9 protein-coding genes are annotated in these 19835 nt (G+C 76.8%); all 9 read right to left on the bottom strand.

The features are described 5' to 3' along the window. Nucleotides 1–96: 96 nt before the first annotated feature. Genes ACF09E_RS29920 through ACF09E_RS29880 form a run of 9 tightly spaced genes read right to left on the bottom strand, consistent with a single transcriptional unit; the run spans nucleotide 97 to nucleotide 19817 of the window. Nucleotides 97–2841: a hypothetical protein gene (locus ACF09E_RS29920; protein ID WP_392208612.1), complete on the bottom strand. Its 2745-nt coding sequence runs from the start codon at nucleotides 2839–2841 to the stop codon at nucleotides 97–99. Continuing rightward, on the bottom strand, nucleotides 2838–5105 hold the full coding sequence (locus ACF09E_RS29915) for a hypothetical protein (protein WP_392208610.1): 2268 nt from the start codon (nucleotides 5103–5105) through the stop codon (nucleotides 2838–2840). Before ACF09E_RS29915 ends, ACF09E_RS29920 begins: the two co-directional genes overlap by 4 nt. Further along, complete coding sequence (locus ACF09E_RS29910; RefSeq protein WP_392208608.1) at nucleotides 5102–7771, bottom strand: hypothetical protein; 2670 nt, start codon at nucleotides 7769–7771, stop codon at nucleotides 5102–5104. The genes ACF09E_RS29915 and ACF09E_RS29910 overlap by 4 nt, the downstream gene beginning before the upstream one ends. Beyond that, the gene (locus tag ACF09E_RS29905) at nucleotides 7768–11700 is read right to left on the bottom strand and encodes a tubulin-like doman-containing protein (protein ID WP_392208606.1); all 3933 of its coding nucleotides are present in this window, start codon (nucleotides 11698–11700) and stop codon (nucleotides 7768–7770) included. Before ACF09E_RS29905 ends, ACF09E_RS29910 begins: the two co-directional genes overlap by 4 nt. Before the next feature lie 21 nt (nucleotides 11701–11721). Continuing rightward, nucleotides 11722–14094 (bottom strand): VWA domain-containing protein, encoded by a 2373-nt coding sequence (locus ACF09E_RS29900; protein ID WP_392208604.1) that lies wholly within the window; start codon nucleotides 14092–14094, stop codon nucleotides 11722–11724. 8 nt (nucleotides 14095–14102) lie between these two features. Then, the gene (locus ACF09E_RS29895; RefSeq protein WP_392208602.1) at nucleotides 14103–14759 is read right to left on the bottom strand and encodes a Pycsar system effector family protein; all 657 of its coding nucleotides are present in this window, start codon (nucleotides 14757–14759) and stop codon (nucleotides 14103–14105) included. Further along, nucleotides 14756–16483, bottom strand: coding sequence for a hypothetical protein (locus ACF09E_RS29890; RefSeq protein WP_392208600.1), 1728 nt, complete (start codon nucleotides 16481–16483; stop codon nucleotides 14756–14758). The genes ACF09E_RS29895 and ACF09E_RS29890 overlap by 4 nt, the downstream gene beginning before the upstream one ends. Next, the gene (locus ACF09E_RS29885) at nucleotides 16480–18891 is read right to left on the bottom strand and encodes a hypothetical protein (RefSeq protein ID WP_392208598.1); all 2412 of its coding nucleotides are present in this window, start codon (nucleotides 18889–18891) and stop codon (nucleotides 16480–16482) included. The genes ACF09E_RS29890 and ACF09E_RS29885 overlap by 4 nt, the downstream gene beginning before the upstream one ends. After that, nucleotides 18888–19817, bottom strand: a complete 930-nt coding sequence (locus tag ACF09E_RS29880; RefSeq protein ID WP_392208596.1) for a hypothetical protein — start codon at nucleotides 19815–19817, stop codon at nucleotides 18888–18890. The genes ACF09E_RS29885 and ACF09E_RS29880 overlap by 4 nt, the downstream gene beginning before the upstream one ends. Between the last annotated feature and the right edge of the window lie 18 nt (nucleotides 19818–19835).

Raw genomic sequence — 19835 nt, 5'->3', positions numbered from 1 at the left:
AGGTCGGGGCGGGACGCGTCGGACGGCGCGCTACGGCCCTGCCGCCGGCCCCGGCCCCGCCTCCGCCCCCGCGCCCCGCCGGAGGGGTCGCCCCGGTCAGCCGAACCACGCGCGGACCGAGACGAGCAGCACGATCGCCACCACCAGGCCCCCGATCAGCAGCCCGGCCCTGCGCAGGAAGCGCCGGGTGTAGCCGCTGCCGTCGTCGTCCGGGAGGGCGGTCCCGTCCCGCGCCGCGGTCGCCGCCGGGCGGCGGGCCGTGCGCGGCAGCCCGTACGCGTCCGTCAGCAGGGTGAGCCAGACGGCCTCCGGCAGTCCGGGACGCTCGCCCTCGACGATCAGCCAGAACGCCTCGCGGGCGGACGGCACCGGGCTCACCCGCAGCCGGACGAGCAGCTCCGCGACCGTGCCGACCGGGGCGTCGCCGCCGGCCAGGACCGGGCGGACCGCCCACCGGTGCAGCTCGGCGGCGTTGGCCGCGCGCTGCTCCGGCGGCGGGTCGGAGGGGTCGGCCGCGGCGCCCGCCGGCGCGACGGCCCAGAACTCGCGGGCGATGGCCACCTCGCACAGTTCGCGGCGGAGCGCGTGCCCCCAGGACGGCAGCCGGCGGGCGACCTCGCGCAGGAGGAGGGTGAGGACGGAGTACGCCTGCGGGCGGCGCAGCGACTCCAGCAGCTCGCGGTCGCCGCCGTGCTCGACGAGTTCCCGCGCCTCGTCGACGGTCCGCGCGGCGGGCAGCTTGTGCAGCAGGCCGGTCTCGGCCTCCCGCTCCCTGCCGCGGGCCCGCACGGCGGCCCAGGCCCGCCCCGGGGCCGCCCCGGAGCCGGTCCAGACGGGCGCGACGAGGGGCAGGTCGGGCCGGGGGTGCGCCACGGCGCCGGGTCCCCGGGGCGGTCGGACACCGGACTCGGCGGACCCTGGGGCGTCGGCCCGGGGCCGGTCGGAGACGAGTGGTGCGGACCGCTCGTCGGCGGCCTGGAGTTCCGTGCGGGACTCGCGGTACGGGTGACCGGGTGCGGTCTCCGGCGGCGGGCGGTGGGAGTCGGACTCGGCCTCGGCCGGCCGAGGGGACGGGCGGGGCGAGGGGGACGGGGTGGGGTCGGGTGCCGGGTGAGGAGGGCGGTGCGAGGGGTGCTGCTGGGACCCGCGGCTCGGCGCGGCCTCCGGGGCGGGGGGCGTAGGAGGTGCCGGGGGCGCAGGGGGCTTGCGAAGCGAGCGGGGCGGGGTGGTGTCGGGGGCCGCGTGGGTCGGTTGGGCCGGGTCGGGCAGGCGGGACAGGTCCTGCGACGGGCGGCCGCCCTCCGCGGCCCGCCCCGGCGGGTGCGCGGATGAGGACCCGGGCCGGCCTTCCGGCGGGTACGGGGGGTTCTGGACGGGCGGGTTCTCCGGCGGGGTCAGTGACGCTCGGGCGGGCCGGTGCTCCGGCGGGGCCAGCAGCTCCCGCCCGGGCCGGTCGGCCGGCGGGTTCAGAGGCTCCCGGTCCGGCCGGTTCTCCGCCGGGCGGGGGAACGGGACCGGCCGGTTTCCCGGCGGGTCCGAAGGCTCCCGTACCGGCCCGTCCTCCGGCGGGCGGCGGGAGGATTGGATCGGTCGGTGGTCCTGCCGGTCCGACGCGGGCCCGTCCTCCGGCGGGCGTCGGGAGGGGTGGGGCGGGCGGTGTTCCGTGGGGTCCGGGCGGAACCACTCCTCCGGGCTCTCGTACGGGCCGGGGCGGCCCTCGCCGCGAGGGGTTCCGGCGGCGGGTTCGCCGCCGCGGGCGGGACCGGCGGACGTGGTGCCGTCCGCCGTCGGCCCCTCTCCGGCGCTCCGGCCCCCGAGGCCCCAGCCCCACCTCCGCCGGGGCTCCGGGGCAGGCGGAACCGGCGGGGTCGGGGGGCGGGTGTCCGGCGCCGGGGGGCCGGCCGGGCGTCTCGGCGGCGTCGGGGCGGGCGCGTACCCGCCGGGGTGGCGGCGGTCGAGGACGTCCAGCGCCCGCACGGACGTCTCCAAGAGCGACAGGCCCCGGACGGCGGAGGAGGCGCCGTGCAGGGCGCTGCCGACCGCGTACTCCCGTCCCTCCTCCTCCGCGACGCCCCTCAGGTGGTGGTGGACGAGCCGGGCCGCGACCTCCTCCGCCCGGTCGCCGACGCGCTCGCGCGGGTCGACGCGGCGGCGGTCGGCGTTGCGGCTCGCCGCCCCCGCCCAGCGGCCGACGAACACGAAGCGCAGCGCGGTGAGTTCCGCGGTGTCATGGGTGGCGAAGGTCCACCGGCGGCCGGTGAGCGCGCCGAACATGCTGTGCAGCCCCCAGAGCACCGGGCCCGCGGTGTCGCCGCGCTCGTCCAGGATCGTGAAGCGCTCCTCCGGATGGCGCAGCAGCTCCGCGACCATCCCGACGAGCTCCGCCTCCGCGTGCTCCAGCGCGCTGTCGAGCCGCCCCTGGCCGCGGCCGGTCGCGGGGACCAGGACGTGCTCCGGGATCACGGGCAGCTGCCCGCGCACGCGCGCCCCGTCCATGGCCGCCCCCTCCCAGTCCCAGGCGTGGAGCCCGAGGCAGGTGGCGGGTTCGAGGAGTTCGGGCGAGCCGACGAGGGCGTGGCAGAGCACGGACGCGCCGCCGTCGGCGTCCTTGAACAGCGTGCGGTGGATGAGCATCACCTCCGAGCGCCGCTGGAGCCGGATCAGCGCCGGGCGGGTCTCCTCACCGCTGGCGCGGAGCACGGTCCCGGACGTCCGGAAGAGGTTCTCGGCCTCCTCGCGGGGCCCGGACCAGGCCACCGGGCCGAAGCCGGTGTTGCCGGTGAGGTTCTCGCTGTCCCACCGGAACACGATCTGGTCGACCTCGTTCTCCGACCGCGTCATCGGTCGATCCCCTCCGTAGGTCCCGCGGGTTCGGCCCCGGGCAGCAGCCCGCACCGGGCGAAGAGCGACAGCAGTGGCGCGAGGACCCGGCGCGGCCGGGCCCCGTGCGGAAATCGGTCGCCGCGCGCCTGGCCCCCGGTCGCGGCGACGAAGTGCAGGCTGCAGTCGGCGCAGTCGTCGAAGGGCTTCAGCCAGGCGGGGCTGGCCGCCCGGGCCAGGAAGGCGTACGCGTCCCGGCTCTCGGCGCGGAGCGCGGCGGGGTCGAGGGGGCCCGGCAGGGCGCGGCCGAGCCAGCGGTCGACGACCGGTTCGAAGCGCACCAGGTCGCTCTTGTTGACGGCGAGCGCGGCGGGGGCGCCGACGAGCCCGCCGCGCTGCCGGGGGATCCGGTTGAGCACGGTGGCGAAGGCCTCGTCGCCGAGGTCGCGCAGCCGCAGCCCGCTCTGCTCCCGTACCGGTTCGAGGGAGGGCAGCCGGAGCGCGCGCAGCGGATCGAGGACGAAGACGAAGGCGTCCACGCCCATCAGGAACCGGCCGACCTCGCTGTCCTGGGCGAGGTCCTCGCCCGCGAGGTCGAAGAAGACGACGGGCCGGGGCACGGCGCCGCCCGCCGAGACGAGCAGGCCGTCGGCGAAGCGGGCGAAGGTCTGCTGTCCCGTACGGCCCAGCTGTCTGCCCTGCTGGAGGCTCTGGACGCGCTCGCGGAGATACGTGCGGTGCGCCTCGGGATTGAGCGGCAGGCACTTCAGTCCGTACGGTTCGAGGCCGCCGACTTCGACCTCGCCCAGCATGGCGGCGAGGAGGTGGGTCTTGCCGACCGACGAGCTGCCGACGAGCGCGATGGAGAGCGGCTCGCCGTTGACGAGGTAGGGCAGGGGCAGTTCGTGGCCCTCGTCGCCGTCCACGGTGTGCGGGCACAGGTGGTACGCCTTGCGCAGGGCGTCCGCGCGGTGGGCGGGGCGGCGCTCGGCGCCGAGGTCGAGCGGGACGCGGTTGCCCTTGGCGTCGATGGTGACGAGCAGCCGTTCGTCGAACTCGACGGGGAGCAGGCAGTGCGGGCACATCCGGCTGCGGGACGGCGGCGGCTGGACGATCTCGGAGGGCGGGTCCCATGGCGGGGAGGCAGATGGGGCGACGGGGGGCGCCGCGGCCGGTCGGGGCGGTTCGCCGCCCCGGATGATCCTCTTGAACAGCGAGGAACGCGACGGCGGACGCGCGTCCCGGACGAGGGCGTCCGGGACCTCTTCGGCCGGAGGGCCGGCCGGACGGCGCTCTCCGGTCAGGGCGCGCTTCCGGGCGAGCTGGGCGTCGTACCGCGCCCGGAAGGGTTCGAGCGGGTCGACCGCCTCGGCCCCGGACGCGAGCGGGTCGGGCACGTGGAGGAGCCTCAAGAGCTCGTCCGGGTGCGGCCGTTCCGACGCGTGCGGGGAGAACAGGCCGCTGTGCTGGAGGGCGGCGAGCCGCCGGTAGTCGCCGAGGTCGGCCGGGGGTCCCTCGCCCCGGTCCGTACGGCCGGAGAGCAGGTGGTAGGCGAGTGCGGCGACGGACCACAGGTCGTCGCGCGGGTCGACGGCGCCGCGGCCCGCACGCTGCTCGGGCGGGGCCCAGGGCGCCGCCCCGTACGGCGTGCGCCCCTCCCCCGCGCGCAGGGCCGCGTACGGTTCGCAGAGCCGCGCGCGGATCCCGTCCCAGCGGACGTTCTCGGGCGTGATCGCCCGGTGGACGATCCCGAGGTCCGCCATGAGGCGGACGGCCATGGCGAGTTGGCCGGTGATCCGCTCCTGGTCCTCGCCGTCGAGGCGGCCCGCCCACTCGGTGAGCGGGCGCCCGATCGGCGGGCGGTAGAGCACGAAGGGCTCGGCGGCGGACAGGTCGAAGCCGACGACCCGGGTGAGGACGCCGACGAACTTCTGCGCTCCGTAACGCCGTTCGAGCGCGACCGAGGCCGCGACCTCGCGCTCCAGGAGTCCGTACGCCTGCGGATCGCCCGGCGCGCCCGACGGGGCGAGCCGGTACTGCACGACGGGCACGCCGCCGGCCCCCAGGACCGCGCGGCGGGCGAGGAACCCGGGGCGGCCGGGGGGCCGGCGGTCCTCCCCGAACCGGACGGCGAAGCGGCTCTGCGCCTCCCGTGGGGTGAGGAACTCCAGTTCCCGGTAGTACGGATGGGGCGGCGGGCTGGGTTCGCTGAGGTGGTCCGGGTGGTCAGGGCCGATCCGCTGGTTCGGGTCGCGCTGGTCGTTCGGATGGTTCGGGTCGGTCACGGTTCTCCCGCCTCCTCGGAGCGGACGGTGTGCACGACGTCCGCGCGCAGGGGTACGAGGCGGAGGATCCCGGCGTGGCGTCCCGCACCGGTCCATACGACGTCCTCGGCGGTGCCCCGCCAGATGTCGTCCCCGGCCGCCCCGCGCCGCATCGCCTCGGGCACGAACCGGACCTGCCGGGCGGCGAGCGGGTCGTGGGACAGCAGCCGCAGGTGCTCGGGTCCGCAGAGCGCGACCGTCCGGCCGGGGTCGTCTTCGGCGAGGATCAGCCGGGCGACCGCGTCCGGGGCGACCCCGGTCAGCCGGGCGGCGTCGGGCCGGTCGGTGCGGTCGGTGAGGGCGGCGAGCCCCGAGAGGGCGTCCGGGTCGCGCAGGCCGTCGTACCGGGGAGGCGGCGAGGCGGCGACATCGCGCTCCAGCCGGACCCGGGTCTCGTCCAGGAGGTCCGTGACCCGCTCCTCGTGGACCGCGGGCACCACGGCCGCGGGGTCGCGTTCGACGCCCGCCCAGCAGCGTTCGAGGATCAGCAGGGTCCCGGCGACCAGGTCGCCGACGAGCGTGTCGACGAGCAGCGGGCCGCCGTCGCCGTACCGGCGCTCCAGCCACGCGGGGGCGGGCGCCGGCTCGTCCGCGGGGCCGGTTCCGCCCCGGGACGCCGCGCCGAAGGACCCGGCGGAGTACGGTTCCGGGGGCACCCGGGATACGAACGGGTCGGATCGGTACGGCGGTTCGCCGGGGCCGCCCGGGCCGGAGGGCCCGTGGGGGTCGTGCGCGGCGGACGCTCCGGACCGACCCGGGTCGTACGGGAATCCGCCGGGCGCGCGGGGCTCCTCGTCCATGTCCGACCAGACGTCGTCCGCCTCGCCGTCACCCCAGTCGTCCCAGCTCCACGACGGCATACGGGCGTCCGCCTCCGGCGTCGCGTCCCGCTCGCTGCGGTGCCCGCGCCCCGGCCCCTCCGGGCCCGCCCACGCACCGCGGTCCTCCCCGGGTCCGCTCGCACGGGAGGGGCCGCGGCCGTACGCGTCGGCGGTGTCCGCGAGACCGCGGAGCAGCCGTGCCACCGCTCCCGCGCCCGCCGAGCAGTGGTGCCGCACCTCGGCGAAGAGCCAGTCGTGCACCGCGGTGGTGACCACCAGGGCCTGGACCTCGCGGAGGATCCGCCGGGCGTCCTCCGGGTCCGCCAGGGCCCACCACGCGTCGACGGCCCGGCTCCAGTCGCGCAGCGCGAGCAGGAGCACCGCGGCCAGGGACGCCGCGAGGGCCAGTGCCCCCGCCCACGCGGGCAGCCCGAGGAACTGGCCGAGGCCCGCCCCGAGGAGCCCGCCGAGCACCCCGCCGGCCAGCCGGGGCGCGGCCCCGGTGGTGCCGCCTCCGTCGATCCGGCCGTCCGGCGAGCGGTTCGGCCTGCGCCGCAGCATGAGGTGGGCGAGCCCGGCGGCCAGCACGCCGACGGCCGGGCCGAGGACCCAGCCCAGGACCGGCCAGACCCCGGCGAGCAGGGCGAGGAGGCCGGTCACGGCGAAGGCGACCGGGCGCGGACCGCCGGCCGTGAACGGGTGCCGGGCGCCGAGCCGCCGCAGCCGCTCCGGTCCGCAGATCGCGTCCAGCCGGGCGAGCCGGGCGGCGCTGCCGACGGGGGCGGTGCGGGCGGACAACGCGGACAGCCGTGCCGCCACGGAACGCAGCGGCAGTCCCCTCCCGATCAGCTCGTGGGTGTGGTCGCGCAGGGCGGGGACGATGCCGGTCCGCGTGATCTCCCTCGGCATCTCGGGCAGTTCGATGCCCCGGTCCCGCAGCACCCCGCGGTGCTCGGCCGTCAGCCGGCTGCCGCCCGCGGCGGCGAACGCGTCCGCCACGGCGGTCCTGAACCGCTCCAGCTCGCCCGCCACCCGCTCGATGTCCCCCGGCAGGTCGACCGCGCGGCCGGCCCCGGCCAGGAGTCCGGCCGCGCCGCGCACCCGCCGGTGGCCGTCGACGGCGTCCTGGACGGCCTCGTCGCAGCCGACGAGCCGGAGCCCGACGCGGCCCCGCGCGGGCAGCCAGGGGTGGCCGGCGAGCGAACGCGGCAGGCCCTCGTCGAGCAGCAGCCCGAGCGCCGGGGGCACCTGGTCGGCCGAGGCGGTGCCGGCCGGGACCTCGGGGCCGATGAGGCCCTCCACCGCCTGGCGCCAGGCGCGCGCCCGCGCCTCCTCGGTGAGGTCGTGCTCCAGGACGCGCACGGCGGGCACGGCCACGCCGTGCACCACCTCCCCGAGCGCGCGCAGGGCCGCGTCGAAGACCTCGGGCGTGGACAGGACGTCGACGAGCGGACGCAGCACGGCCTCGGCCGGGACGCCGTCCTCCGCCGTGTCGAAGACCCACAGGACGCCGGCCGCCGGCGGGCGGAGGGTGAGCGTCCGGCGGACGGCCCGCTCGCCCCGGACGGCGACGGCCACGCAGACGATCCGGGCCGGCCCGTAGGAGGACAGCCGCTCGTAGAGCAGCTGGTGGGAGACGAGCCGGTCGGCCTCGTCCAGGACGAGGAAGCGGCGCTCGCCGCCGGGCTGAGGGACGTCGAGCGCGGCGCGGACGACGGCTTCGGGGTCGTCCGCGCCGGCCGCGCGCAGGTCGAGGCAGACGGCGTGCCCCGGCAGGGGCCGCTCGGGGAGGACGCGCGCGCTCACTCCGCCTCCCCGGCCCGACCGCGACGGTAGGGGGCGCCGTCGACATCACGGTGGGGCTCCGGGCCGTAGCCGGGGCCGTGCCCCCGCTCCGGCCCGAAGTCGGAGTCGTAGCCGCCTTCGTAGTCGGCGTCGTAGCCGTAATCGGGGTCGGAACCATGGCCGCGGTCGGGCCCGTGACCGGAGTCCGGACCGTCGTCGGAGCCGTACCCCGGATCCGGACCGTAGCCACGGTCGGAGCCGTAGCCGGAGTCGGAGCCGTAATCGGGGTCCGGGCCGTAGCCGGAGCCGGGTCGGCCGTCGGGGCCGTGGTCCGGGCCGCGACCGCGGCCGGGACCCGAGCCGTGGCCGGGGCCGTGACCCCGCTCCGGCCCGAAGTCGGAGTCGTAGCCGCCCTCGTAGCCGCCTTCGTAGCCGCCTTCATAGCCGGACGCGTAGTCCGCCTCGTCACCCGCCTCTCGGTCGGGGCCGTGGTCGAAGCCGTGGCCGGGCTCCTCGTCAGGGCCGAAGTCGGGCTCGGGCTCCCGCTCCCAGTCGTCCTCGAAGGCGGAGGTCCGCCGGGGCGGCTGCTCCGCCGCGCGAGGGCCGGGGCCGTCCCCGTTCCGGTACGCGGCCCGCGGATCGGCGGCTCCCCCGCTCCCGTAGGACGGCCGTGCGCCGGGCTCGTACGACGGGCGTCCGCCGGGCTCGTACGGCCGGGGCCGGCGGGCGCCCCGCGGGTCCGCGCCCTCCCACTGCCCCCGGCGCGGCCCCCGCGCCTGCCCCGGGTTCTCGCCCCGGCCGTGCGCCGCGGCGGCCCGCGGTGCGTGCCGTTCGTACAGGGCCCGCAGGGTCGACCGGGTCGCCTTCGCCGCTCTCGGGAAGCGCATGTCGAGGGCGCCGGGGAAGGTGACCTTCCAGAAGTGGCGGAGCGGGGTCAGCCATTCGGGGTCCGCGTCGCCGTACTCCCCCTGCTCCGCGACGAGTCGGTCGATCAGCGCGAGCTGGCGCGGCGCGACCTGCTCCACGAAGAGGGTGAACAGGGGCGACGGCGGCGACGGGACCTGCGCGAGGCCCCGGGGCAGCGCCTGCATGAGGCGTTCGCAGAACTGCTCGATGATCTGCCCCTCGTCGAGCAGCGCCCAGCGCTCGTACGCGCGCAGCAGCCCCGCCCAGCTGGTGAGCGAACCGTCGAACTCCTCCAGGCGCAGCGACATGGTGGCGGACTCGCCGTCCTGGAGCCGGATGCGGACGCGGTGCGGCGAGGCGGCCGGGCCCTCGGTCTCGATGTGCCCGTTCCACATCGCGCAGAGCAGCCGGTGCAGGATGCGCTGACGGTCGTGCTCGGTGGAGACCAGCCAGTCGTCCTCGTAGCCGAGGCGCTGGCGCCAGTGCAGGAAGTCGTCCTCGCCGGCCGAGTCGCGGGCCTCCGACCACAGGCTGAGGACGTTGCGGACCTCGGAGATGTCGGTGAGGTTCATGCCGCTGCGGAAGAACACGACGGTGATCGAGTCGGTGTCGCCGGCCCGGCTCTCCGGGGTCACCCGGGAGGGCAGGTTGAGGGCCTGCTCCAGGTACTCGCGGGCGCGGCCGTCGGACTCGCTCGCCGGGTGCACGATGAGGATCTTGAGCGGTCCGCTGCCGTCGGGGACGAAGCCCACCGGGATGAGGCCGGCGAGCCGGGAGCGGAACTGGTCGAGCCAGCGCGGGTCGATCTTCGCCTCGGCGTTCTCGTCGCCGGCGGCGGCCCGGAGCAGCAGTTCCATGGAGGGCAGCAGGGGGCGGGCGAAGGCGTCCTCGTTGGACTCGCCGAAGAGCCGCTTGACCCGCCGCTCGACGACCTGCTTGATCTCCTTCACCGCCGCGCCGGAGGACCGGCGGACCGAGTCGAGGGCCCGCCGCCAGTCGTCGGGGCCGACGATCCGGCCGAGCAGTCCGGCGGCGTCGGCGCCCTCGGGCAGGCCCTCGCTCTGGGCGAGCCGGTCGACGACGTCGTCGTAGAAGGCGCGCAGGGTGTTCTGCGGGGGCAGCAGGTAGGCGATGCCCGCGCGGTCGTCGCGGTAGAGGTCGCGGCGGCTGTCGGCGAAGGACTTGCGCTCGTCCTGCTCGTGGAGGCGGAGCGCCTTGACGAGTTCGGCGACCTCGGAGGTCGCCTTGTTCAGGGACGGGCGCCACTGGGCCTCGCCGTTCTGCCAGCCGTGGTGCCAGAGGGTGCGGGCCCGCCACTGGTACCAGGCCTGCTGCGCGGCGAGCGCCTCCTGGACGTCGGGGTCGCTCCACCGGGCCGGTACGACCCCGCCGACCGGGCCCTTGACCGGGGGGATGTTCGGGGCGGCGGTACGGACGTCGGGGGGCCGCTCGGGTTCGTTGCGCCGGTTGTCGATCATGCCGGTGAAGCCCTCCCGCGCCACCCGGTCGGGGTGGTTCGGCAGTCCGGTCAGGACGACCTTGATCTGGAACGGGTCCATGGCGCCGAGGAGTTCGCGGACTCCGGCACTGGGCCTGAAGTCCTCGGTGAGGCGCGGGATCTCGCGGGCGAGGCCGGTGTCGAGGCGGCGCAGGGACTCCTCCATGTCCCCGAGCCGGTTCCGCAGTTCCTGGGTGATCCTGCTCTTCCCCCGGGGCAGTTGCTCGGGGAGGGGCACGTCCGGGGCGTCCCGGGTCCAGAGGCGGCCGATGCCGGAGCGGTTGAACAGCTCCTTGACGTGGTTCTGCCCCTCGCGGTCGGGGCGGCGGGCGCGCTCGGTCATGCCGCGTACGGCCTGGGCGAGGAGCCGGGCGGCGACGATCTCGGCGAGGTCGTCGACGGGGACGGTGAGGGCGGCGGCGAGGCTGGTGGACATGCCCCGGTAGCCGATGCCCGTACGGGCCGGGGTGGAGCGTTCCACCGCCTTGTTGATGAAGCTGGCGGCGAAGGACTGGTAGTCCTCCTCGGCGCGGGTCGCCGCGCCGCCGTCCGCGCCGAGGTCCGTGCCGATGAGCGAGATCACCATGGCCGCGATGGAGCGCCGGAGGTCCTCGCTGTTGATGACGGACGGCTTCGAGAAGAGGAACGCGGTCTGCATGGTGGCGGGGCGCAGGGCGACGACGCCGTCGCCGGGGTAGGTCACGCTGAGCCGGCCGCGGTCCTCGACGTCGCCGACCTGGTCGAGGGCGTCGGGCACGTTCTGGTCGTCGACGAGCCGCGAGAGGTCCACGAGCGCGCGGGCGGAGTTGAGTTCGGCCTCGCGTCCGCCGCCGGCCTCGGGCGGGAAGGCGGAGGGCATGACGACGAGCGGGTAGATCTTGACCCCGGGCACGCGGGCGTTGCGGAACTCGTGCCCGATGAGGTGGATGAAGTCGTAGAAGATGCCGGCTCCGGTGCCGCCGGCGACGGAGAAGGCGACGAAGACGTCGCAGCCCCGGATCCGGCCGCCTCCGACCCGCCGCAGGTCTCCCGCGGACTGGCCGATGGCCCCGATCGCCTCGCGGAGCTGGCGCAGGACCGGTTCGAGGCCGGAGCGGAGGGTGGCGAAGAGGGCGGAGCGGCCGACCGTCGGGAGCTGTCCCGCGCCGCTGTTGAGCGGGGCGACGCGCGGCTGGCGGGCCTGCGGCGGCAGCCAGCTCCGGGTCTCCTCGGGGACCGAGACGCGCAGCATGCGGGTCACCTCGGGCGAGGAGTCGAAGTCGGTGGGCAGCAGGTCGCGGACGATCCTGGAGGTTCGGGCGAAGGCGGCGCCCTCGGCGCCCTTGGCCTTGAACTGGGGGTAGTTGAGCAGTTCGGCCTCGCTGAAGTCGGCGTAGACGAACTGGAGGCAGTCGGGCAGCTGGAAGGGCAGGCGGCTGCCGCCGTCGACGAGGTCCGTGCCGTCGGGGCCGCACAGCTCCCGGCGGAGGCTGCGTTCGAGTTCGCTGCCGATGCGTCCGCCGGTGCCGCCGAGTCCGACGAAGAGCATGGGCTGGTAGATCTTCATGGCGTTCTCCTCGGGACCCGTTCAGAAGTTGACGTCGTAGGTGCTCGCGTCGGGTGAGCCGTCCGTTCCCGGTCCGGTGAGGGGGCCGGCGTCCGTGCCCGTGCGGCGGTCCGCTCCGCCGGTGCGGCGGGGGCGGCGGGTCCACGGCGTGCCGCGGCCGGCGGCCGGTGCGGGGCGGCCGCCCCGTACGACCAGTTCGTGGTCGCCGAGGCCGGCCGGTTCACCGGGGCGGACGGGGACCTGCGCGCCGCCGCGCGGGCGCAGCAGCAGCTCGCCCGCGCCCGTGCGGCGCAGCACATGGGCGGAGGAGCCGGCGCCGGGGACGCGGCGCAGGGTGGCCGGCGTGCCGTACGGTTCGTCGACGGCGAAGGCGAAGGTCCCGCCGGGGCTCTGCCCGCGGCGGACGGTCAGCGAGTCGAGCGTCCGCCCGTCCTGGCGGAGTTCGAGGGTGACGCCGGTGAGGTCGCGGCGGCGGCGCCGGAACACGAGCCGGATGCCGACGAAGGTGCCAAGGAGGAGGGCCGCGGCGGATCCGCCGGCCACGGCCTTCCACCAGCGCTCCCACCAGGTCGGCGGCGCCACCACCCGGACGTCGAGGAAGGCGCCCCGCAGGGCGCGGTCCCCGTCCGAGGCGTCCACGACGGTGACCCGGCCGCCGAGCGGTCCGTAGGGGGTGTCGGGTCCCACGGTGACGGTGAAGGGGATCCGGGTGCTGCGGTTCGGCGGGGCCGTGACGGTGGCCGGGGCGACGGCGAGTTCGGCGCCCGGCGTCTGGTCGGCGAGGGCCAGCCGCAGGGTGTGCGGCGCGGAGTCGTTGTTGGTGACGTCGAGGGTGCCGCGGACGGTGGCGCCGGGGTGCACGGTGGCGCCGTCGACGGTGAGGGCGGCGGTGACCAGGGGCGCGCCCTCGGCGACGACGGCGTGCAGCGGGCGCCGGTCGGAGGTGATGCCGGGCGCGTCCATGCGGGTGACGAGTTCCAGGGCGCCGGTGGCGCTCTTCGGGACGGTGAGCGTGCCGGTGAACCGGACGTCGCCGGCCGTGGCGTCGGGGCCCTTGCCGTCGTCGGAGAGCCGGAAGTCGACGGGGGCGAAGCCCTCGCCGCTCAGCTCGGCCGCGACGGAGAGGCCCGCCAGCTGGCGGGGGTCGGTGATCACGACCCCGCGCCGGGTCTGCATCTGGACCTCGATCTCGACCTGTTCGCCGGCGCGCGGGGACGCCGGGTCGAGGACGACGGCGGAGCGCAGCCGGCCCTGCCAGATCGCGCGGACGGCGACCTCGCGGTCCCGGTGGCCGGGCGGCGCCTCGATGTGCACCCGCCATCGGCCGGGCAGCGGGTTCTTCACACGCAGGGCCTCGACCGGGCCGTTCTGCCCGCTGACCTCGAAGGAGGAGCCGTCGAACTCGCCCCGGACGGGGACCTTGCGGCCGGCCGGGTCGTAGTAGGTGACCTGGACCGCGGGGTCGTGCTTGGCGACGGTGAGGGAGCCGTCGGTGGCGATGGGCGGGATGGTGACGGTCAGGTCGGCGGGCGGCCGGCCGACGGTGCCGTGCGCGATCCGGGCGCAGCGGGCGGCGGCGAAGGTCTCCTGGAGTGCCTTGTCGATCTCGGCGGAGGTGCCGACGACCCGCATGCGCGGGGCGGAGCCGGGGATCTCGGAGCAGGCGCCGCGGTAGCCGCCCTCGGCCATCGCGGTGAGGGAGGCGCGGTCGAGTTCGCCGCCGAAGCCGAGGGGCCAGATCTGGACGCCGGCGGCCCGGGCGCGGGCGAGTTCCTCGGTGAGGCGCTTCTCCCCGTTCGCCTGACGGCTCTCCCGGTCGGTGCCGTACTCGGGGCTGTCGGCGACGTCGAGCCTGCCGTCGGTGAGCAGGAAGACGACCTTGGGGGTGCCGGGCCTCACGGCTCCGGCCGTGGTGCCGGTGAGGCGGGTGACGGCCTGGCGGACGGCGGCGGGGAAGTCGGTGCCGGGGCCCGTCCGGGCGGTGTCGCGGCGCCCCAGCCGCTGCACGCAGTCGCTGAGCCGCTCGCGGCCCGCCGCGTCGGCGACGATCAGCGGGCACACCTCGCGCACGGGCGACTGGCCGCGCTTCTCGGAGCTGCCGAAGCCGATCACGGCGGCGCGGGAGCGCTCCGATATCTCGCCCTGGACGAGCAGCGCCGCGGCCTCGGTCTCGCGCGCGAGGTCCTTGTCGGCGAGGCTCGCCGACTGGTCGACGACGACGGCGAAGTCGATGGGGTCGGGCCCTTCGACGGGGTCGGCGGAGGCGGTAGGGGGGACCGTGCGCGCGCCGGGGGCGCCGGGCGCGCCCGAGGCGGGGGTCGCCGCGAGCGGGCCGGAGAGCGCGAGGAGCGCCCCGGCGAGGAGCAGGGCGCCCCCCTTGTCGATCCACTGCATGTTCTCTCTCACCACAGTTCGCTGAAGAGGGCCAGAAGGGCGCCGAGCGCGAGCGCGGACACGCCCAGGCGGAGCCACCGGTACTTCGCCGCGAGCACGAGGCCGTGCACGCTGGCCTGTTCGAGGAGCCAGCCGGTGGCGTCCGCGCCGGGTGCGGAGAGCCGCTCGCGCAGCGCGGTCTCCGACGGTCCGCCGGAGAGGTCGCGCAGGAACGTGCGGTCGGCTCCGATCCGGGTGCGGGGCAGCACCACCGAGACGAGCATGAGGACCCCGGCCGTCCAGAGCGCGCCCGCGAGAAGCAGGAGGACGAGTCCGGGGCCGGCGGCGGGCGGGAGGGGGCCGTCGCCGGAGAAGACGACCGCCAGGAAGGCGAGGGCGCCGGAGAGCAGGATCGCGGCCTTGGTGTCGGCGCGGCCGATGTCCTCCCGGACGGTGGCGAGCAGCCGTTCGGCCATGAACCTCAGCTCCTCGGCGGGTACGGGGTCGGGAGGCGGTCCGGGTGCGGCGGCCCGGTCCGGGGCGGCGCCGGGGGCCTGCTCCCGGGTCTCCGCGGGGTCGGGGCCCCGGGTCCGGTCGGGGTCCGGCGCGGGCGGTCCGCTCCGGTCCCGCGCGGGGGCCCGCGAACCGGGTCCGGACTCCCGTCCGGGCCCGGGGGCCGTGGTCACGCGTCGTCCCAGTCGTCGAACTCGGCGCTGGGCCGGGCGGGCCGGGCGGTCCGCCGGGGGCGGTCGCGGCCGTCCCGGTCGTAGGGGTCGTCGCGGTCGTAGCGGTCGTTCCGCTCGTAGGCGTCGCTCCTGCCGTACGCGTCGCCGTCCTCGTACCGATCGTGCCCGTCGTCGTGGCGGTCGCCGTACCGGTCCCGCGGGCGGCCGCGGTCCCGGTGGGCGTCGCGGTCGTCGCCGTCGCGGCCCCGGTCGCGCGCCCTGTCCCGCTCGCGTTCCCGCTCCGAGCCGGACTCGACGCGGGTCGGCTCGTACACCCGGGGCCCGTCGGGGGCCGGGGGCTCGCCGCGGTCCCGGTCCTCGTACCAGTCGGGGCGGTTCGGCTCCGGTACGGCGTCCTCCAGGGCGAGGCGGCGCGGCGGGGGGTCGCCCGAGGGGTTGAGCACCCGGTTGGTGATGCCGTCGAGGACGGTGCCGGTCTGGGTGCGCAGGTACATCAGCACCTGGTACATCTGCTCGCCGATGTCGTGCCGTTCGAGGACTCCGGTGTCGAGGAGCCGGTTGAAGACGGCCAGGTAGTCCTCCTGGCCCTCGCGCCGCTCGCGCTGGAGCTGGGTGCGGATCTCCCACTGCTTGTCGGGGTGCATGGCCATGTGGTGGGCGATCTGGGCGAGGTCCCCGCGCCGGAAGAGGGCCTCCATCTCCCGGGCGCGGTCGGCGACCAGGGCCCGGTCGGCGGCGTCCCGGCGGCGTTCGGCCTCGGCGACCCGCTCGTCGGCCTCCATGGTGACGCCGACCCGGTCCCGTCGCGAGATCTCGGCCTTGACGGAGTCGTCGAGGTCGACGAAGACGTGGACCCGTGTCCGCAGGCCCATGTCGGCGCCGAACCGGAGGCGTCCCGCGCCCAGTTCCTCGCGTACGGCCTCGTCGGCCCGCTGGGCCTCGGTGATCCGGAACCGCCGGGAGATCCGGCGCAGTCCGTCGAGGAGTTCGTCGTGCAGCAGCTCGGCGACGTCCTCGACCTGTTCCCGGACGACGAGGTGGGGGTCGGTCACCACCCACTGGACCCGGGCGAGGGCCTCGAAGAAGACGCCGTCGCCCGCGGCGGGCAGCTGGAGCCTGAACTCGGTCACGTTGCGTCCGAGTTGCACTTCGAAGACGGTGTAGGCGGAGCCGAGCAGGGGCTTGTTGACGTCCTCCGTGCGGTCCGGCCAGACCACCCGGTGGCCGCCGTTGCGGTAGAGGAGCACGGCGGCGACCTTCCCGCTCCGGCGGCGGTACGGGGGTGCGTACTCGCCGATCAGCGGCCCGCGCGGCCGGTCGCCCGGGCGGGCCCCCGCCGCGGACCCGCCGGTGCCCTCCCCGCTCCACCGCCCGCCGCGGCCGCGTCCCCCGCCCCGCCGCCGCTCCCGGTCCAGGTCCTCGTCGCGGTCCATGGCCGTGTCCTCGTCCGTGTCCTCGTCCCGGCCGCCGGCGTGCCGGCCGCCGTTCTGTCCGTCGTACCGGCGCCCGCCGTCCCGCGGCCGGTCGCCCTGCTGCTCCCAGGGCCGCTGCCGCTCCCGGTCGTCCCGGTCGCGGTCGTCCCGGGGCCGCTCGGCCCTGCCCCGCTCGTCGCGGGCCCGCTCGTCCCGTCCCCGGCCTTCGCGGCCGCGCTCCGCGCGGTCCCGGTCGATCCAGCGCGTGCGCTCGTCGGACCGTGCGTTCCTGTCCTGCTCGGGCCCGGTCATCGGTTCGCTCCTTCCGTCACGGCGTCCCACATCCGGCGCGCCGCGCCCCTGTCCAGGGGCCGGTCACGGTCCCGGACCAGTTCGTTCAGCAAGCCCCTGAGCCGGTCGCGGTCGCGCCGGTCCACCGCGAGCCGCGGCAGGAAGGCGCAGACGTGCCGGAGCGACTCCGGGTCCTTCGCGGCCCGCCGGAGCATCCCGCCGAGCGCTTCGAGGGCGGACTCGCCCGAGCGGGCCGTGGTGAGCGTGGACCGCAGCAGCGCCGCCAGTTCCGCGGCGAGCCCGGGGCGGGTCGCGAGCAGGGCGACCAGCAGCGGACGGGCCGCGTGGCCGTCCAGCTCGGGCACCTCCCGCAGCCCCCACAGATGGGTGGTCCGGGTGCTCAGGGCCCGGATGACGGCGAGGTGGACGAGGTTGGCGAGGTTGAGCCGGCCGTCCTCCAGCCACTGCCGGAGCCGTCGGAGCACGGGTTCGGGTTCGCCGCAGGCGAGCAGGCGCGCCACGCTGAACGCGGCGGGCACGAGGACGTCCACGTCGGTCGCCTCGCGGCTCCTGACGACCCGGGCGATCGCGTCGAGCGAACCGGAGACGGTGCCGGCGGCCAGGACGTAGCCGTGGGCGAGCAGGGCGGTCCTGACGAGCGGCTCCTGGTCGGAGGAGGCCCAGTTCTTCAGGACGTCGGCGACCGCGGGCCGCACGCGGGGGTCCCGCGCGGACTCGGCCAGCGCGGTGGCGGCCGCCATGCGGGCCACCGCGTCGTCGGTCACGGCGAGGGGGACCACCAGGTCCCGGAAGCCGTGGATCCAGTCCCAGGAGCAGAGGACGCCGGCCGCGATGGACGCCCGCACCCACACCTCGGGGCGCGGGTCGTCGCAGAGCGCCCGCAGCCAGCGGGCCACCGGGCCGCGGACGTTGTGGTAGCCGTGCCAGACCTCGCCGAGGACGGCGCCGGCCAGCGCCTCGCCCTGGAAGCGGACGGCCCGCACCGGCACCTTGGCCGGGCCGAGGTCCAGCTCGCCGTCCTCCAGGACGGCCCGGGCCTGTACCGGCCGGTGCTCGGCGTGCGTCCCGAAGAGGCGGCGGCCCGGCGGGTGTTCGGGGTCGAGGGTGACCGCGAGCTCCCAGGCGAGCAGCTCGGCGGCCTCGGCGGCGAGGCTGTACGCGGATCCGTCGAAGACGGCGACGGCGATGCGGAAGGCCCCGACGCCCAAAGCCGGGAGGGCCTCGGGGACCGCGCCCGGGCGGTCGGCGCCGGCGAACCACTCGCGGGCCTGGGAGCGTACGAAGGAGGTGCACTCGGCAAGGAGTTCCTCGTCCGTCACCTCGCCGCGCCAGTGCCGGGCGAGGTGGTGCGCGAGCCGGGCCGCCTCGCGGGGCCGCAGCTCCTCCAGGCCGAGGGCCTCGGCGACGTCCCGCCGTGCGCCGCGCGCCCGGGCGTCGCCGAGGGCCTGGTCGGACTCGGCGCGCAGTTCGTTCCAGAGGTGGCGGTGGAGGACCTCGTCGGCCGGGGGCGGCGCGCAGTACATGCCGTACCGGCCGCGCAGCAGGCGGTCGGCGAGTTCCCCGTTCTCGACGAGGACGACCCCGTAGGCGTCCCGGCCGCGCAGCAGGTCGCCGAAGCGGTCGAGGTGCAGTTCGGAGAGCCGGGTGGCGGGCCGCCGGACGGCGGTGGGGTGCTCGCCCCGGCCGCCGCGGGCGGGGCGCGGCTCGCCCTCGGCCTCGCGCACGTCCTCGGTGCGGAGCTCCAGGAGGTGGCCGCCGGCCTCCTGGAGGGCCTCGTCGGTGATCTCGTCGACGCCGTGGCGCGGGTCGAGGCGGAAGACCTTGCCGCCGGTCAGCTCGTCGAGGAGGGCGAGCGCGGTGGCCTTGCGGCCGCTGCCGGGTTCGCCGCACAGGACGAGGACCCGGTGGTCGCGGAGCCGGTCCCGCATCCGCCGGTAGCCGGCGGTGGCGCAGTACACCCGGCCGAGGTGGTCGAGCGTCTCGGGCGGGACGGGTCCCTGGACGAAGTGCGCGGTGCGGTCCGAGCCGTACAGGGCGAAGATCTGGTTGCCCTCGAAGACGGTTCCGTCGCCGTGGATGGTGGTGGTGCGGTCGGCGGCGCCGGCCGCCCAGGTCTGGACGGCCCGGCGTGCCGTGGCGGCTCCGCCGGTCTCGCTCTCGGCGCCGAGCGGGCCGCGGTCGGCGGCGGCGAAGACGCTCGGTTCGCGGGTCTGCTCGGCGCCGTCCCCGCGGTCGGACCCGCCGGAGCGGTCCCGCTCCCGGTCGCCGCGGCCGCCGCGGTCGCTCCGGTCGTTCCGGTCGTTCCGGTCGCCGCCTCGGTCGGAGCCCCGGTCCGGAGCCTCCGGCCGGTCTCCGTGCCCGCCGTCCGCCGGGTCGCTCTGCGGCGCGTCGTCGTCCTGGTCGCTCACTCCGGCTCACCCGCGCCGGTGGCCGCACCGGCGCCCGTCCCCGTACCGGAGGGGGCGGAGCCGGTGCCGCGGCCGGAGTCCTTGCGGATTCCGGTGAACCCGCCGTGGATGGTGTTCCCGTGGACGTCGAGGAGGTCGCCCCCGACGTGGTACTCACGGTTCCCGCCCACGGGCCGGGGCGTTGGGCCGTCCCCCCGCGACGGCCCAACGCCCGTCCGTGCCGCCCCCGCCGGCGGCCGCTCCCCCGCGGCCTCCGGGTCCCCCGCGGGCGGCCGCTCCCCCTCCGGCGGCAGCTCTCCGTCGCGCCCGATGAGCGGCGGCGCGGGCCTGCGCGGTACGTGGAACCAGGCGGCCTCGTCGGTCTCCTTGGACCGGATGCGGGCCGACCGGTAGTGGTCGGGCTCGACGTACCGCCCGCCCTCGGCGACCACGTTGCCGTACAGCCAGTCGGAGACGACGACCACGAGGTCGATCTCCGGGGTCTCGTTCATGATCCGCTTGGCCGGGGTGCTGTCGCAGAGCCGGGCGGCGAGGTCCACCGCGCGCCCGACGAGCCCGTGCCGGTCCTGCGCGACGAGTCCGGCGTTCATTCCGATCCGCAGCCGCAGCGGCCGCGCCCGGCCCCGGTTGTGGGTGCGCAGGCTCTCGTACAGCGTGTCGATCCACCGGCCGACCATGAGGGTCGGCGGCACGTCGGGTCGCAGGGCGGCGAGGATGCCGTCCCCCCGGTCCTCCTGGTGGAAGGTGCCGGGCTCGACGCCGACGGAGCTGTACGCGTCGTCGAAGGCGGCGTACATGGCCGCCCTCTGGTGCTTCTTCTCGGCCAGGTCGAGCGTCCCGGAGCCGCAGATGTCGCCGAAGACGACGAACCGGTGGATCCCGCCCGCGTGCCCGCCCGCTTCCCCGTTCACTCCCGCACTGCTCACTCTCGGACTCCCTGTGTG

It is taken from the genome of Streptomyces sp. NPDC014891 (assembly GCF_043081085.1).
Classification (GTDB): domain Bacteria; phylum Actinomycetota; class Actinomycetes; order Streptomycetales; family Streptomycetaceae; genus Streptomyces.
This window is presented reverse-complemented; position numbering and strand designations above follow the sequence as displayed.